17 protein-coding genes and 3 pseudogenes are annotated in these 12,839 nt (G+C 60.1%); 9 read left to right on the top strand and 11 right to left on the bottom strand.

All coding sequences use genetic code 11. The annotated features are described in order from the left end of the window. Positions 1-5 precede the first annotated feature (5 nt). On the bottom strand, positions 6-1,649 hold the full coding sequence (locus tag ACK9YZ_RS11050) for a GMC oxidoreductase (protein ID WP_416066621.1): 1,644 nt from the start codon (positions 1,647-1,649) through the stop codon (positions 6-8). A gap of 184 nt (positions 1,650-1,833) precedes the next feature. After that, positions 1,834-1,932, bottom strand: a pseudogene (locus ACK9YZ_RS11045) (alpha/beta hydrolase); the annotation flags it as partial. On the opposite strand from ACK9YZ_RS11045, the pseudogene ACK9YZ_RS11040 reads away from it, so the two are divergent. Further along, positions 1,933-2,115, top strand: a pseudogene (locus ACK9YZ_RS11040) (hypothetical protein); the annotation flags it as partial. On the opposite strand, the gene ACK9YZ_RS11035 reads toward ACK9YZ_RS11040, so the two are convergent. Then, positions 2,102-2,596 carry a RidA family protein gene (locus ACK9YZ_RS11035; RefSeq protein ID WP_416066725.1) on the bottom strand — a complete coding sequence of 165 codons (495 nt, stop codon included), beginning with the start codon at positions 2,594-2,596 and terminating at the stop codon, positions 2,102-2,104. The pseudogene ACK9YZ_RS11040 and the gene ACK9YZ_RS11035 sit on opposite strands and share 14 nt — an antisense overlap. Continuing rightward, positions 2,583-3,002, bottom strand: coding sequence for a hypothetical protein (locus tag ACK9YZ_RS11030; RefSeq protein WP_416066620.1), 420 nt, complete (start codon positions 3,000-3,002; stop codon positions 2,583-2,585). Before ACK9YZ_RS11030 ends, ACK9YZ_RS11035 begins: the two co-directional genes overlap by 14 nt. A gap of 53 nt (positions 3,003-3,055) precedes the next feature. Between ACK9YZ_RS11030 and ACK9YZ_RS11025 the strand changes: the two genes are divergently transcribed. From ACK9YZ_RS11025 to ACK9YZ_RS11015, 3 genes are all read left to right on the top strand, one after another. After that, complete coding sequence (locus ACK9YZ_RS11025; protein ID WP_416066619.1) at positions 3,056-3,823, top strand: IS5 family transposase; 768 nt, start codon at positions 3,056-3,058, stop codon at positions 3,821-3,823. 268 nt (positions 3,824-4,091) lie between these two features. Beyond that, positions 4,092-4,640: an isochorismatase family protein gene (locus ACK9YZ_RS11020; protein WP_416066618.1), complete on the top strand. Its 549-nt coding sequence runs from the start codon at positions 4,092-4,094 to the stop codon at positions 4,638-4,640. A 687-nt stretch (positions 4,641-5,327) separates the two neighbouring features. Further along, a complete protein-coding gene (locus ACK9YZ_RS11015; RefSeq protein ID WP_416066617.1) occupies positions 5,328-6,023 on the top strand; it encodes a VIT family protein in 696 nt (231 codons plus the stop codon). 305 nt (positions 6,024-6,328) lie between these two features. On the opposite strand, the pseudogene ACK9YZ_RS11010 reads toward ACK9YZ_RS11015, so the two are convergent. The 4 genes and pseudogenes from ACK9YZ_RS11010 to ACK9YZ_RS10995 form a co-directional block, all read right to left on the bottom strand. Next, positions 6,329-6,706 (bottom strand): annotated as a pseudogene (locus ACK9YZ_RS11010) (transposase); the annotation flags it as partial. After that, positions 6,661-7,455: a phosphodiester glycosidase family protein gene (locus tag ACK9YZ_RS11005; protein ID WP_416066616.1), complete on the bottom strand. Its 795-nt coding sequence runs from the start codon at positions 7,453-7,455 to the stop codon at positions 6,661-6,663. The gene ACK9YZ_RS11005 and the pseudogene ACK9YZ_RS11010, both read right to left, overlap by 46 nt. A gap of 365 nt (positions 7,456-7,820) precedes the next feature. Next, complete coding sequence (locus tag ACK9YZ_RS11000; protein ID WP_216758612.1) at positions 7,821-8,195, bottom strand: hypothetical protein; 375 nt, start codon at positions 8,193-8,195, stop codon at positions 7,821-7,823. A gap of 218 nt (positions 8,196-8,413) precedes the next feature. Next, entirely contained in the window at positions 8,414-8,926 is a 513-nt protein-coding gene (locus tag ACK9YZ_RS10995; RefSeq protein ID WP_216758611.1) for a GNAT family N-acetyltransferase, read from the bottom strand. Here ACK9YZ_RS10995 and ACK9YZ_RS10990 point away from each other — a divergent pair. From ACK9YZ_RS10990 to ACK9YZ_RS10970, 5 genes are all read left to right on the top strand, one after another. Further along, positions 8,903-9,289 (top strand): hypothetical protein, encoded by a 387-nt coding sequence (locus ACK9YZ_RS10990; protein ID WP_416066615.1) that lies wholly within the window; start codon positions 8,903-8,905, stop codon positions 9,287-9,289. The two genes, ACK9YZ_RS10995 and ACK9YZ_RS10990, sit on opposite strands and share 24 nt — an antisense overlap. 60 nt (positions 9,290-9,349) lie before the next feature. Next, complete coding sequence (locus ACK9YZ_RS10985; protein WP_216758610.1) at positions 9,350-9,559, top strand: cold-shock protein; 210 nt, start codon at positions 9,350-9,352, stop codon at positions 9,557-9,559. Positions 9,560-9,690: 131 nt separating this feature from the next. Then, positions 9,691-9,981: a cold-shock protein gene (locus ACK9YZ_RS10980; protein ID WP_416066614.1), complete on the top strand. Its 291-nt coding sequence runs from the start codon at positions 9,691-9,693 to the stop codon at positions 9,979-9,981. 28 nt (positions 9,982-10,009) lie between these two features. Then, on the top strand, positions 10,010-10,258 hold the full coding sequence (gene rpsU, locus ACK9YZ_RS10975; RefSeq protein WP_216758608.1) for a 30S ribosomal protein S21: 249 nt from the start codon (positions 10,010-10,012) through the stop codon (positions 10,256-10,258). Between the two features lie 40 nt (positions 10,259-10,298). Beyond that, positions 10,299-10,502 carry a hypothetical protein gene (locus ACK9YZ_RS10970; RefSeq protein WP_216758607.1) on the top strand — a complete coding sequence of 68 codons (204 nt, stop codon included), beginning with the start codon at positions 10,299-10,301 and terminating at the stop codon, positions 10,500-10,502. A 243-nt stretch (positions 10,503-10,745) separates the two neighbouring features. Here the strand turns inward: ACK9YZ_RS10970 and ACK9YZ_RS10965 are convergent, their stop codons facing one another. The 3 genes from ACK9YZ_RS10965 to ACK9YZ_RS10955 all read right to left on the bottom strand — a co-directional run bounded on the left by ACK9YZ_RS10965 (position 10,746) and on the right by ACK9YZ_RS10955 (position 12,549). Further along, a complete protein-coding gene (locus ACK9YZ_RS10965) occupies positions 10,746-10,949 on the bottom strand; it encodes a hypothetical protein (RefSeq protein WP_216758606.1) in 204 nt (67 codons plus the stop codon). A 120-nt stretch (positions 10,950-11,069) separates the two neighbouring features. After that, a complete protein-coding gene (locus ACK9YZ_RS10960) occupies positions 11,070-11,363 on the bottom strand; it encodes a hypothetical protein (protein WP_416066613.1) in 294 nt (97 codons plus the stop codon). A 217-nt stretch (positions 11,364-11,580) separates the two neighbouring features. Further along, positions 11,581-12,549, bottom strand: coding sequence for an MBL fold metallo-hydrolase (locus ACK9YZ_RS10955; RefSeq protein WP_416066612.1), 969 nt, complete (start codon positions 12,547-12,549; stop codon positions 11,581-11,583). Positions 12,550-12,839 lie beyond the last annotated feature (290 nt).

The following is a 12,839-nucleotide window of genomic DNA, read 5'->3' as shown; positions in this document are numbered from 1 at the left end:
TCTGATTACGCCTGCGTCTTCGGATCTCCCCCACCACTATCCCCGTAACTCCCCTTCAAATGATCCGCGAGCCGCAGCGCCAGCGCCACGGCCGGGAGCGTCGGGTTCGCTTGTCCTGACACCGGGAACACCGAGCTGCCGGCGACATAGAGGTTGGTCAGGTCGTGGCAGCGGCAGTTGCCGTCCACGACGCTCGTGCGCCGCGAGGCGCCCATTCTCGTCAGGCCGATCTGGTGGTAGCCGTCGAGCGCCTGGCCGCGGACGGCGGCGGAGAGCGTTTCCTCGGGGTAGAGCCATTCGACGGTGCCGATCCGCCGCCTGGTGATCCATTCGGCCAGCGCATGGTGGCTCCTGATCAGCGAGGCGAGATCCTCCTCGGCGAAATCGAAGCTGACGGCAAGCCGTTTCAGGCCGGTTTCGTCGACCTCGGAGCTTAGCCGCACGCGGTTTGCGGCGACCGGCAGTTGTTCGCTGTGATAGGCGAGCCAATAGAGATGCTCGTCGTTCTTCACGAAGAAATTCGGCTGGCGCTCGGATTTCAGCGCCGCCGTCGTCAGCTGCAGGGCGGCGTTGAAGCTCTCCACGGGGTTTGCGACCAGATCGGACAGCGAGGCGGTGTCGGGCGCCTTCGCCTTGAAGGACATGCGGCGCATCCGGCGCCTGCCTGATATCGCCCTGATCATGTTCAGCGTCGCGCGGGCGCCCGCCGTCGAATAGACTTCCTCCAGCGGCGGGCTGCGCAGCCAGAAGACGCTGTTTAAGAGATCGCGCTCGTTCTGCAGGGCAATGCTCGGGATCAGCCGCGAGCGGAACCAGGCGCCGGTGCCGTTGCGCCGGAAGAAGAGCTTTTCCATGAAGGAGCGGTCGGCAAAGCGGATGCGGGCGAGTTCGCCGGCCAGATGCCCCATGTAATAGCGCCCGAGCGGGCCATCGACGCCGCCGAAGAGCCGCGGCGCGATCTCCTGCGCCGCCAGCAGCAGCCGGGCATTTTCCCGCCCGCCGCAGGCCAGCACGAAGATCGTCGCGCCCAGCGAGTGCAGCTTGCCGCGATGCCACACGAGCGCCCGTTTCATGCGGGCGCCTTCGCGGTCGAGATCGAGGCCGATCACGGTCGCCTGGGTGACGAGGTGCAGGTTCGGCAGGCTCTCGATCAGCGCTCCGTGCGCTTTTGCCATATCCGGCTCGCGCGCCCAGCTCTCGATCGAGGGTTCGAAATCGCCGTCCATGTCAGGCATCTCGACGCCTGGTATCTCGACGTTTGGCAGCTCGGCGCCGAGAAAGGTGCGGGCATCGTCATAATAGGCCCTGAAGGCGCTGTGCTCGATCGGCCAGCGGGCATCGCCGCGCGCCGGCCTGCCATCGAAATCGCTGTCGTCGAACTCCACGCATCGGCCGCCCCAGGCTTTCGAAGTGCCGCCCACCGCCCGGCGGATCGTCAGGCTCGCTTCGGCATGGTGGGCGGTGCTGATGGAGGCGGCCGCCGCCAGCCGGTTGGTCTTCTCGGAAATGGTCATGCCGCCGGATTCCAGCAGCGCGACCGAAAGCCCCGACCGGGCAAGCGTGATGCCCAGCGCCAGACCGACAGGCCCGGAGCCGACGACGCACACGTCGACACGCCCCGCAAGCAGGCTTTGAAGCGACGAAATCATTTCACCACCCCCCGGCTGTGATGGCGGGATCATAGCCGGATTTCACGAAACGGCATAATGCATTCTTGCGGAAATTCAGCCTTTGGTTGTCACGAGGCGCTGCCTGGCGGTGGGGCGCCTTGCCCCTGCGCGTTTTCAGCGGAGGAGGAGTACTCCCGGCACGGTGGCACCGGGAGCAGGATCGTCACTTCGTGATCGCGGCCTTTTCAATGACCGCAGCGACTTCCGCCGCATGGACGACGAGGGAGGCATGGCTGCCAGCCACCTCCGTGGTCTTGGCCTTGTTGGCTACGAAACCGTCGCCGCGTTCTCGAAGTTGTTCCATCGCCACCACGGCCTGTCGCCCGGCCGTTATCGCGCAGCTCGGCGCGCTGACGGCGGCCAAAGGCCAGGGGAGTTTCCTGATCGGAAGTCGCTTGCTGATCTTGACCAGGCTGACGTCCAGGTCGTCGCTAAGGCCGTATAAGAACCTCAGCTTCAATCTCGACGGGAATATCAAATGGCAGGCCTGCCACGCCGATAGCGGAGCGGGCGTGGGATCCGCGTTCGCCGCCGTAAACCTCTGCGATAAGGTCGCTGAAGCCATTGATGACGCGTGGATATGGGTTGAAGGAGGGATCTGTATTCACCATGCCGAAGACGCGAAGCCAGCTGTCCACCCGGTCCAGGTCGCCCAACGCAACTTTCAGGCTGGCCAACATGGCCAGTGCGGTCAGGCGTGCGGCATCGTAGCCTTCTTCCAGCGACAGATCTTTCCCAACCTTTCCGAGCGGTCTGGCAATCGACCCGTCTGTATTGAGCGGCCCGTGTCCGGAAATATAGGCCTTCGACCCTGAAATGCGGACCCAGGGGAAGGAGAGTTTCACATCAGGCGGAAGGACGATCGGCGCCGGAAGTTCTAGGTCGTGAACCCATAAACGGGCGGCAAGGCGACTATGGGCGGTCAGCCTGTAAATACCAAATAAAGCACATACAGTCGCGGACGTCGCCACCGGCAGCTTCATAAGCTGCGAAAGGCTCGGGAAATGCTTTTCGCCCTTCTTCGATAAAGTCGTAGCGACGGCTGATATCAACCATCTGCTGTCGTGCGGCTGTTGCGGAGAGTGCGACGCGCTGGGCCCAGGTTAAGCCGCCTGGCTCGCCCATCAACGCACTCACCTCTATCCAATAACATTCGCAGGTGCCTTCCGGCATCAGGAATTGCAGTTGTCCGCCAAGGTTGAGAAGGCCCAGTTTCTCGGCTTCGTCGATCACCAAAGGTATTGTTTCAGGTTGCCAACCCCATTCATTGCCGCTGCGGCAAGCAGCAGATCTCAGCGTGTCCGGGAGCAGAATCTCAGGGTCGTCTTTCATGTGGCAACGCTATACATCTTCCCTGACCCGTCAACATCGGATTCAGTATTGGCATGAGCCGATACGATCTAACCGACCCCGAGTGGGGCGTGATTGAACCGCTGTTGCCCAACAAGCCACGAGGCGTGCCGCGCGTCGATGACCGCCGCGTGCTGAATGGCATTTTCTGGGTTCTGCGCTCAGGTGCTCCTTGGCGTGATGTGCCCCAGCGCTATGGCCCCTATACCACCTGCTACAATCGCTTCCGACGCTGGATGAAAGCTGGCATATGGGACAGTTTGATGGATGCCATCACCAGCGCATCAAATGATGGGATCACGATGATCGATGGCACTTCAGTTCGAGTACATCATTCAGCCGCAACGTTGAGGGCGGATCATCCGGATCGCTGCCTTGGAAGAAGTCGAGGCGGTCTCACAACCAAAATCCATGCTTTAACCGATGGAAAAGGGCTGCCAATCAAGATTTCCATCACACCTGGCCATGCCCATGACCTGACGGCAGCGAGCGAACTTCTCGATAATCTTCCGTCGGGTGCGATGCTTCTTGCGGACAAAGCCTATGATGCCAATTGGCTACGCGGAAAGTTGAGAGCGGAACGGTCATGGGCAAACATTCCGCCAAAGTCTAATCGAAAAGAACCGGTCGTCTTCAGCCCTTGGCTCTACAAAAAGCGTAATCTCATCGAGCGCTTCTTCAACAAGCTCAAATGCTACAGAAGGGTCGCAACCCGATACGACAAGCTGGGAATCACTTTTCTCGCAATGACGAAGCTTGCTTGCATTCGCATCACACTCCGTCATAACGAGTCCACGGCCTAGTCCAAACCGTTGTAGCTGGCTTTCGATCTGCGACATGGGTGATTGGCTCCTGTCATTGTTCGGGAAGTTCCAACGAGAGGCGTGGCGCCGCATCGGCGCCGCAGCTCGGCCAACCATCCAGCCCATGCAATGTGGGCAGAAATAATGTCTGCTGGCGCAGAAGTGATGACCTGTCGAGCCCGTTGTCCTGTTTTGCAAGCGACTTGACCGGCAGCAGATGCTAAAGCTCTTCCAGAGCCCTCGAAGCGCGGAAAAGGACCAGGGAACCATGACGAGCGCACTCCTCATCATCGATATGCAGATGGTCATGCAGGAGCGGCTCGATGCCGGGCGCGCGCATGTGAACGGCGAGGCGGGACAGAATATCGCGGCCCTTGCCGCCGCATTCCGCGCCGCCCGCAAGCCGGTCATCCATATCCGCCATCGCGAGGCCGACGAGAACTCGTCGCTCAACGAACATGCGCCGGGATACCGGCCGATGCCTTGCGCCGTGGCATGGGAGAACGAGCCGGTCTTCGTCAAATCCACGTCGTCGGCCTTTGCCTCCACCGAGCTCGAAGGCTATCTGCACGAGGTCGGGATCACGGATCTGGTGGTGGTTGGGGCGGTCGCCGGTTTCTGCGTCAATACCACCGTGCGCGCCGGCTCCGACCTCGGCTTCAAGATGAGCGTCGTCAAGGACGCCGTGCTCGGTTTCGACCTGCCGGATGCCGATCTTTCGGCGCGTGAGATCTTCGACGTGACGATGGCGCATCTGGCATCCGATTTCGCCGAGATCGTCGAGACGCGGCAGCTGACGGCGATGCAGTCTGCTTGACCTTGGGTAAGGTTTAGAGCATTTCGGATCACGAAAATGCTATATCTCATTGTTCTTACGCGATTCTGAACGCAGATCCGGCGCACGCTTCTGGCAGATTGCTCTGGAAAGGGCCGTCTTTGGCCTGTTGAATCTTCAGCGCAACTATATCTCGTGACGTCGACGGAATGCCCGTGCCAGATAACCGGAGAGGACGAAGTCGATGAATCGCATGTTCTTTATGCCAGCTGTCGCAGTGCAACTCCTGCTGCAGAAATCAGGCGGGCGGAGATTCCCGCGGGGAGTGCAACTGTGAGAGCCGGCCTGCTCGACGCGAAAAGGCAACAACAGCAAATCCAGCAGCCACTCTCCGATTTCAAGACCCGTTGCCACCAAAGGAACGGCACTCTTATTGCCAGACGACGGCTAATTGAGTGTCACGCCGTTAGAGCCATTCACGACGCCGGGATAGGATGGGAGATACCTGGATAGGATGGGAGATATAGAACGGTGCCGGCGCGTTCGCCGCCGATCTCGTTTTGATCGCATCGCAGTAGGGGTCCCTTATCGACGCCTCAGACGGCCTTGCCTCCGTGACCGGTTCAGCTGTTTGACGTCTCAGACAAACGCCTTGTTCCGACGTTGATCAAACAACGTGACATCGCCATAATCGGCACCCACCGGAACTCGCGGTGATGGGAGATGAATATGGTCAGACTGCATGTCGAAAGCCATCTTATCGCTCGCATTGGCTGGCTGCGGGCCGCTATTCTTGGCGCAAACGATGGTATCGTCTCGACCGCCAGTCTTATCATGGGCGTCGCCTCCGCATCGCCAGGGACATCGGAGGTACTGGTGGCGGGCGTGGCGGGCCTCGTCGCGGGCGCGATGTCCATGGCTGCGGGCGAATACGTCTCGGTCAGCACGCAGGCGGACACGGAGAAGGCCGACCTCGCTCGCGAACGCGTGGAGCTTCAGACGCAGCCCGAGGCGGAGCTCGACGAACTGACCCAGATATATGTCGCGCGGGGCCTCACTCACGATCTGGCACGGCAGGTCGCCGTTCAATTGTCAGCCAACAACGTCGTAGACGCCCATGCCCGAGACGAACTCGGAATTGTCGAACATTTGGAGGCGCGTCCAATCCAAGCGGCCCTGACCTCGGCGGCAACTTTCGGCGTGGGGGCCGCCTTGCCCCTGCTTATGGTCATCCTTTCGCCTGCACGGATACTGATCTACTCGGTCGCCATCGCATCGCTGATCTCCCTGGCGCTTCTCGGTGCCATAGGGGCGAGGGCAGGCGGTGCCAGTGTTCTGAAAGCCAGCGCCCGCGTGACTTTCTGGGGCGCCTTCGCCATGGCGTTGACGGCGGGGATAGGCGCGATCGTAGGTACGGCGGTCTAGCCGGAGTCCGCCCTACAGGCATTTTCGATAGTAGAGCGCCGAAACAAAACTAAAATAGCATTCGCTTCTGAACGTGGTTCAGACCGGCTCTATTTCGATATGCGGCGGATAACGGAGGGAACTATGTCTGAACTGGTTCGAGAAGCTGGCGGCTCCTTCCTGATTGCCGGATGTAAAAGCGTGCTGTGCCTTTGAGATATTGATCCTCCAACGGCCGGGCAGGGGCTCAAGATCCCCACGACTGGTTTAAACCTGGAAGGAACAAGCGATGCGTCGTGTTTCGATCTTGTTGCTTCTGAGCGGGGCGCCACGAAGGTCTGGATACGTACGGCGTTCTCCGAATTTCTTATGAAATGCCGGATCTTGAGGTTGCGCTTGATCCATTTGAAGAACAGTTCGATCTGCCAGCGCTGCTTGTAGAGGTCGGCGATTTCCTGGGCTGGGGCATCGAGGTCGTTGGTGACAAGCCGGATGACCTTGCCGGTCTGGATGCGCACGGTGATCTCGCGCACCGGTTTGTGGAAGCGGCGTGCGCTCGCCATGCGCTCCGGTAGATAGCCGACCCTGTCGCTGAGGACGACACAGGACAGATCGGTATTCCGAACGCAGAACCACTCTAGACCTCTGCTGGAATCGCCTAGTCCCCCACCAAAGCGATGATCGGTCCGTAGCCGCCGTGCCAGGATGTGTCGTTGCGGCCGAGCGCCGGATTGTAGAGACCAGTGCCGTTTCCGCCGTCGAGGAAGAGTGCGTCGGGGCATTTCAGTTCATCGCGGAAGAGGCGTGCGAAATCGTGGAAGTTCACGTCGCCTTCGCTGATGACGAAGCGCAGCGTGCCGTCGGCTGAGAGGCCGACGCCGTTGCGCCGCGTGCGGTCGCTCGAACCCGGTATGAAAATCGGGTTGATCTTGCCTGACATGACCAGCATCGGGCCGGATTGCGTGGCGAGCTGCACGTTCGGTTTCTGCTTCAGGAAGTCTTCGGTTGAGACGATGTGGGCGCCGGCCTCGTCGAGATAGAAGATGCCGTTCGGCCGCTTGAAGAAGTTCGGCACCGGGCCGGAAACCTTGGGCGGCGCCTCCACGTTGACCGGTATCAGCCCCTTGCCATCCTCGACATAAAGCCCCATCGGCGTGAAATCCTCGCGGTACATGCCGGCATTCATGGCAAAGAGGAGCCGATGTCCTTCATCGGTGACAGCGTCGGCGACGCCCGAAAACCTGCGATAGGGCTTGCCGCCTGCATCCTTCCAGAACAGGCGCAGGTCCGCATTGGCGGGATCGACATCGCAGACGATATAGGTGGCGCCTTCGAAATTTTGGCGTGCGCAGGGATCTGCAGGCGTCGGCGTGCCGTCTGCATCGGGCACATCGGCGCTCGCAGCAATCGCGCCGGCAAGAAGCAGGGAAAAGGCGAATAGGGTGCGAAGCATGGCATCTCCTGAGTCATGGCCCGTGACTCGTAGCTGATGACGGGGAAAGAAGGCGAGAACGAGGATCAAGGTGCCGTCGCTGCACATATAGAGATGACGGAAGAGGGGTGCCCCACGAGGCGGCATCACCAAAGGCCCCGGCTCACGCGACGGAATCCACCCTTGAATCCCTCCACCTTTCTCAAAAAAATCGTCATAATCCCGCCGGATATCACCCGATTGGGGGTGGCGATTCCCCTGACGATGGCTAGGCTGAAGTCGGCCTTGTGGAGCTGGGCCAAATTGACGCAATTTCGAGGCCGTCTCTCCCGACGAGCCTCTTTTTTTTGAGCGCTTGGGGCATGGCTCTGCCTGCGCACGGAAAACTATCGGGCGTGGACGCCCAGCAGGTCGAACTCGTCGATCAATCCCACCACCTTCTTGCCATCGAATGTCTCGGCGCCGATGATGCTTTGCCCATCGTATTTCTCGGCCTGAAGGATGATGACGTATTTGTCTTCCTGGCGGAAATAGCCGTATTGCGGGATTTCGATGTCGATCGGCTTGCCGTCGCTCTGGTCATCCTGCCCGGTGGCAAAGATCGCGGTTCCGTTATCGACATCCTCGGGGGCTGCGGCCCGGCCGGTCAAAAAGCCCGAGTTCGGCAGGGCCGGCCACTTGGCAGCGCCGCTGAAAAGCAGGGCGGCGCAAAGTGCTACGGCGAGCGCCCTTGTTGTCTTGAACTCAGTTACCTTTGCCATGGTCCACTCCTGCCGTCCGTGGAAGGGCGAGGGGTGCGTCATGCTATGAATTCTCCCTGCAGCCGGAAGTTCCCAAAGACCGCCAACCGGAGGCAAGGGCAAGATGGGATGGCGGCGCTGCACAATTTTATTCGCGATGGCGCATATAGGGAAAGGATCCGGATACCGAAAACCGGTAGCTGGATACCGGTTGGAGGGTTAGGCCGGTGCAAGCCGCTCTAGCTATCCGTCTGATCGGCTTCGCGCGTCATCTCGATCATCGTCGGTCGGAAGCCCATGGCGGCAAAGAGGCTGCGGGCGGTCTCGTTGCGGTAGGCGGTCGAGAGCACGAAGCGTTCGGCGCCGAGGGATTTCAATCCGGCCATCGCCGCTTCCAGCAGCATCCTCCCGACGCCTTCGCGGCGGCGTGCCGAATCGACGAAGAGATCGTGGATGACGCCCGCCGGCCCGCGCAGCGACATGTAGTCGAAGCCCTGCAGCTCCGCGTAGGCATAGCCGAGCAGCGCGCCGTCGTCCTCGGCGACGATGACGACGACTTCGGGCCGGGTGAACTGGCTCTTGAGGAACTGCCCGTATCGCAACGGCGTGCTTTTGGCCGCTTCGATGAAGCGCCTGGCATCCAGTTCGTGATGCATCGCGACCAGCAGGGCGCCGAAGCCGCCGAGGGTTTCCATGTCGCCTGATGTGGCGGGGCGGATCTGGACTGCATGTTCGACCGGCTTCGTCGGCATAGGTGTGATTCCAATGGGCTTTCGATCAGCGATCCTGACGACATCGCGGCTGGTTGCAAGGCCATATCCGGCGTGGGTGGCGAAGCTTGGGGCTGGCCGGCAGTGTTATCCAAGGGGGCGCCACAGCGCGATAGCCGCATGTCAGAGCTTCCGGCCGCTCGGGAGATCGCCCGCCAGCACCCGGCCGAATTAAAATTCTATCGCCAAATCAGCCGCTTGCCGAAAAAACTTTCAGGTGATTCGAAGTTTTTCCGCCTATCTCTGTTGCCAAATTTAAAATTGACCGTATATTACGCTCATCGACCATTGCTTGTGACGTCGTTGAAGAGCCAGCGTGCTCTCGCCAGATTTCCTTCCAAATAATCGACCCAAGCCCGCAGGGTATCGCGGGAATTTCAACGGTTGCTTTGAAAGGAGATCGTTATGAATACAGGTACAGTCAAGTGGTTCAATGCCACCAAGGGTTTCGGTTTTATCCAGCCGGATAACGGCGGCGCCGACGTTTTCGTCCATATTTCTGCAGTTGAACGCGCAGGCCTGCGCGCGCTGGCAGACGGACAGAAGGTCAACTACGACATCGTGCAGGACCGCCGCTCGGGCAAGAGCTCTGCCGACAACCTCCGGACTGCCTAAGAACTTGTCACGACTTCGCGCGACCACGGATGTACTGGCGCGCGGAGACGATGACTGAGGCCAGGCACTGGCCAGGGAAGGTCGGGAGCAGTCCCGGCCTTTAATTTTTTGTTTCATGAGGGTAGAACGACATGGCCTATCGTCGTTATCGGCCGGGTGATACCATCATGCTCAAGCATGGCGTTCTCGGCAACACGCAGCCCTCGGGTTCCGGCAACGTTCTATCCGTCCTGCCGGCCGCGCAGGGCTTCGTTCATTACCGCGTGCGGTTCCAGAATGAAAATTTCGAGCGCAGCATCCGTCAGGATGATATAGACGTGCTCGCATCGCCCTCGTCGCCCTTGCCTTCCGAAGCGCGGGCGGCTACCGAGAGTCCGAAATCGAGCTGGATCAATTCGAATTCGATCCGCATCAGGAAATAACAGCAGCAACGCTGATTAAGGAGAAAACTTGCAGGTACTCGTCCGAGACAACAATGTCGACCAAGCCCTCCGCGTGCTGAAAAAGAAGCTGCAGCGCGAAGGTGTGTTCCGCGAAATGAAGGAACGCAGCGCCTATGAAAAGCCGTCGGAAAAGCGCGCCCGCGAAAAGGGCGAAGCCATCCGCCGCGCCCGCAAGCTCGCCCGCAAGCAGGCGCAGCGCGAAGGCCTGCTGCCGGCACCGAAGAAGAAGGTGATGCCGGCCCGCGGCGCCCGCTGATCTTTTCCCGGTCTCCCGTTCCATCGCCAAGGAGGAAGCCATGACCGAGACGAAAGACACGTTCTTCAAGCCCGAAAAGCTCTCGCCGCAGGCGAAGGCCGAGCAGACGACGTCTGTCGCCAAGGGCATCCTCGAAAGCGAAGCTGCCGCCCGGCAGAAGAAGACGGAAAAGCTGCGCGCGCTGAGGCTCGCCCAGCCGGCGCCCGAGGCGCCGGCAAAGAAGACCAGGGCGAAGAAGGGGTAGGGGCCTTTTGGGGCCTCGCCTTGATTTGGTTTTGACATGATTGATATTTTGAGGCGGTGCTCCTTGGGGCGTCGCCTTATTGCGTTGTGCCGTGAGGCACCCCCGCTCGGGGGAGCAGGTAGCTGATATGCCCGGCTCGTGGGGGGCAGCGATCGTCGTGCAGGCCACATTTCCAAAGCGGTCACGGAAAGGCCGGGGTTTCAAAGCCCCGGCCTTTTAAACGATGGCGGCCCTTTGCGGGTATCAATGGAACGTAACTGCTCGCTCCGGCACGGCGATCTCTTCTTCTGCGAGGCCGCTGAGGGCGACGACCACCTCGTCAATGGACCAGCCGACGCTCAGAGCATGGTCGATCAGCTGGTGAAAGTCGGTTTCGAGGTAGTCCTTGCAATCGTCAAGACGATCTGCCGTAATAATGATCGTGCGTGAATTCAGGATTTTGGTCATGGCCTTATCCTTTTCTGGAAACATAACCGGCGTGACCGGTTATAGTTCCCACTCCGCAGCACGTTGTTGGGTGAATACTTGCGGCTTGCGAATGATTTCCTGGTCTCGGGAACGGGTAACTTACCGGCGCCTGAAGCCGAAACGCACGTGGCTGTAACGTCGCAACCCAAATCCAATACTCGGAGCACACCAGAAGGCAGCGATCAGATAAGCGATCGCCGTCACGCCCAGGCATTCGCTTTCACCAGTCACGCAGGTGGGTGCGACTACAATCGTATGAAGACATAGCGCGTCTGTGGCCAATGAAAAAACTGCTACAGCAATGGGTAGCCAGAAGCTTTTGCTGCGCCCGATGGCCAGAGCTGCGATGAAGACCGCGATGAAGGGGAGGGATGCAATCCAGAACAGGGTCATCGGTTTCTCGGGACAAATTTGTCACGCGAAACCTATCCCGATTTGCCAAGACTGCAAATGATCGATCTGCCGAGGCCTCAACATGCTCACTGTCAGGGTCTTTTCAGGTCCGGACCGGCTACATGCTGGACAGTATCGACCGGCGACATGGTCGACAAGTCATAGTGTGTCGGCGCGAGGGTTTCGGATGCCATGCACCGCCGCGGAGGGTGACCGTTCAAACACCTTCGTAGACAAGGCGGGTGAAGAGCGCCGGCGAGATCGCCCAGTTCCCGAAGATGGGATCCCATTCCGCCGTGGGCTTGGCGGCGACTGTGTCGTCGGCGCTGCGACCGTCCTTCTTCAGCTTGGCGACGTTTTCCCTGGCTCCGACGAGCATGTCCCGCCACGCGACGAGATCCTTCTTGCCTGCGATCTCTCCATGCCCAGGGATGACGATCGTCTCATCATCCACCATCTTGACGTTCGCCTCGGCGGCCTGGATCTGCCCGTCGATGCTGCCACCCGTTGAATAGTCGATGAAGGGATAGACGCCGTTCCAGAAGGTGTCGCCCATCTGGACGATGTTGGCTTCCTGGAAAAAGACGGAGATGTCGCTGTCAGTATGCGCGGGGCCATAGTATTTCAGCGTGATCGTCTGGCCATTGTGCTTCAGTGTCTCCTCGTCTGACTTCATAACCATTGTCGGCAGCGCCCCCTTCGGTAACGGAGGGAAGTCGAAGTTCCAGTCCTCGACGCGGGTCGCGACAGCCAGGTGCTTGAGCGAGTTCGGGTGGGCAGTGATCATGGCGCCCTCCGAATTGAGCCACTCGTTTCCATCGGTGTGGTCGAAATGCCAGTGCGAATTGATGAGGTGCTTGATCGGCTGTTGACCGAGGTCGGCCAGAGCTTTCTCGATCCTGGGACGGGAAGCTGTGAGCCCCGCGTCGACGAGCAGCTTCCCGTCGTCGCCGATAAGGACGCCGATGTTGCCTCCAGAACCGGAAAGCGCGCTGATCCCGCCGCGAAGCGTGGTGGTCTTGATCTCCGCTGCGGCCGCCGCCTCGCGGAACTGGATGACGACACTCTTCGCTGCGGCGAATACCTCTGCCGGCGTCAGCCATCCCCCAGAGGCGGCAAACGTTGCCCCACCGAGGCAGCAGAGGCAGAAACCACGTCGTGACAGTGCATAATCGTGCTTGTTCATTTCCGGCTCCATCAGTGTTGACAGTCTCGTCAAAGAGAGTGCCACCACGCAGGGAGGCGTGCGTGGTGGCTGGACCTCGATCTAGTTTCGGCGGAGCTTCCGATCGAGGAAATCGTGGATCAGAGACGCCATCTCGGGCAGCTTGCTTGCTACGCCTCAAGAAGCTCCAGGACGAGTTAATTGTCGTAAGACGGCGTGAATTTGGGTGAGGAGATCTCCGGAGTTGCGCGAGCTAACGCCGCCGGCCAGCCTTCTCGGCGAGCCCTTCGCGTCCGGGCGGTTTCTCGCAA

Source organism: Rhizobium sp. ZK1 (assembly GCF_047782645.1).
In the GTDB taxonomy this organism is placed as follows: domain Bacteria; phylum Pseudomonadota; class Alphaproteobacteria; order Rhizobiales; family Rhizobiaceae; genus Rhizobium.
The sequence above is the reverse complement of the archived record's forward strand: the minus strand, read 5'-3'. Positions and strand labels throughout refer to the sequence as shown.

What these genes read in the sequence shown, in the direction of transcription:
- ACK9YZ_RS11050 (WP_416066621.1), bottom strand. Translation starts at nt 1,649, where the DNA reads ATGATTTCGTCGCTTCAAAGCCTGCTTGCGGGGCGTGTCGACGTGTGC.
- ACK9YZ_RS11030 (WP_416066620.1), bottom strand. Translation starts at nt 3,002, where the DNA reads ATGAAAGACGACCCTGAGATTCTGCTCCCGGACACGCTGAGATCTGCT.
- ACK9YZ_RS11025 (WP_416066619.1), top strand. Translation starts at nt 3,056, where the DNA reads ATGAGCCGATACGATCTAACCGACCCCGAGTGGGGCGTGATTGAACCG.
- ACK9YZ_RS11020 (WP_416066618.1), top strand. Translation starts at nt 4,092, where the DNA reads ATGACGAGCGCACTCCTCATCATCGATATGCAGATGGTCATGCAGGAG.
- ACK9YZ_RS11015 (WP_416066617.1), top strand. Translation starts at nt 5,328, where the DNA reads ATGGTCAGACTGCATGTCGAAAGCCATCTTATCGCTCGCATTGGCTGG.
- ACK9YZ_RS11005 (WP_416066616.1), bottom strand. Translation starts at nt 7,455, where the DNA reads ATGCTTCGCACCCTATTCGCCTTTTCCCTGCTTCTTGCCGGCGCGATT.
- ACK9YZ_RS11000 (WP_216758612.1), bottom strand. Translation starts at nt 8,195, where the DNA reads ATGGCAAAGGTAACTGAGTTCAAGACAACAAGGGCGCTCGCCGTAGCA.
- ACK9YZ_RS10990 (WP_416066615.1), top strand. Translation starts at nt 8,903, where the DNA reads ATGTTCGACCGGCTTCGTCGGCATAGGTGTGATTCCAATGGGCTTTCG.
- ACK9YZ_RS10995 (WP_216758611.1), bottom strand. Translation starts at nt 8,926, where the DNA reads ATGCCGACGAAGCCGGTCGAACATGCAGTCCAGATCCGCCCCGCCACA.
- ACK9YZ_RS10985 (WP_216758610.1), top strand. Translation starts at nt 9,350, where the DNA reads ATGAATACAGGTACAGTCAAGTGGTTCAATGCCACCAAGGGTTTCGGT.
- ACK9YZ_RS10980 (WP_416066614.1), top strand. Translation starts at nt 9,691, where the DNA reads ATGGCCTATCGTCGTTATCGGCCGGGTGATACCATCATGCTCAAGCAT.
- ACK9YZ_RS10970 (WP_216758607.1), top strand. Translation starts at nt 10,299, where the DNA reads ATGACCGAGACGAAAGACACGTTCTTCAAGCCCGAAAAGCTCTCGCCG.
- ACK9YZ_RS10965 (WP_216758606.1), bottom strand. Translation starts at nt 10,949, where the DNA reads ATGACCAAAATCCTGAATTCACGCACGATCATTATTACGGCAGATCGT.
- ACK9YZ_RS10960 (WP_416066613.1), bottom strand. Translation starts at nt 11,363, where the DNA reads ATGACCCTGTTCTGGATTGCATCCCTCCCCTTCATCGCGGTCTTCATC.
- ACK9YZ_RS10955 (WP_416066612.1), bottom strand. Translation starts at nt 12,549, where the DNA reads ATGAACAAGCACGATTATGCACTGTCACGACGTGGTTTCTGCCTCTGC.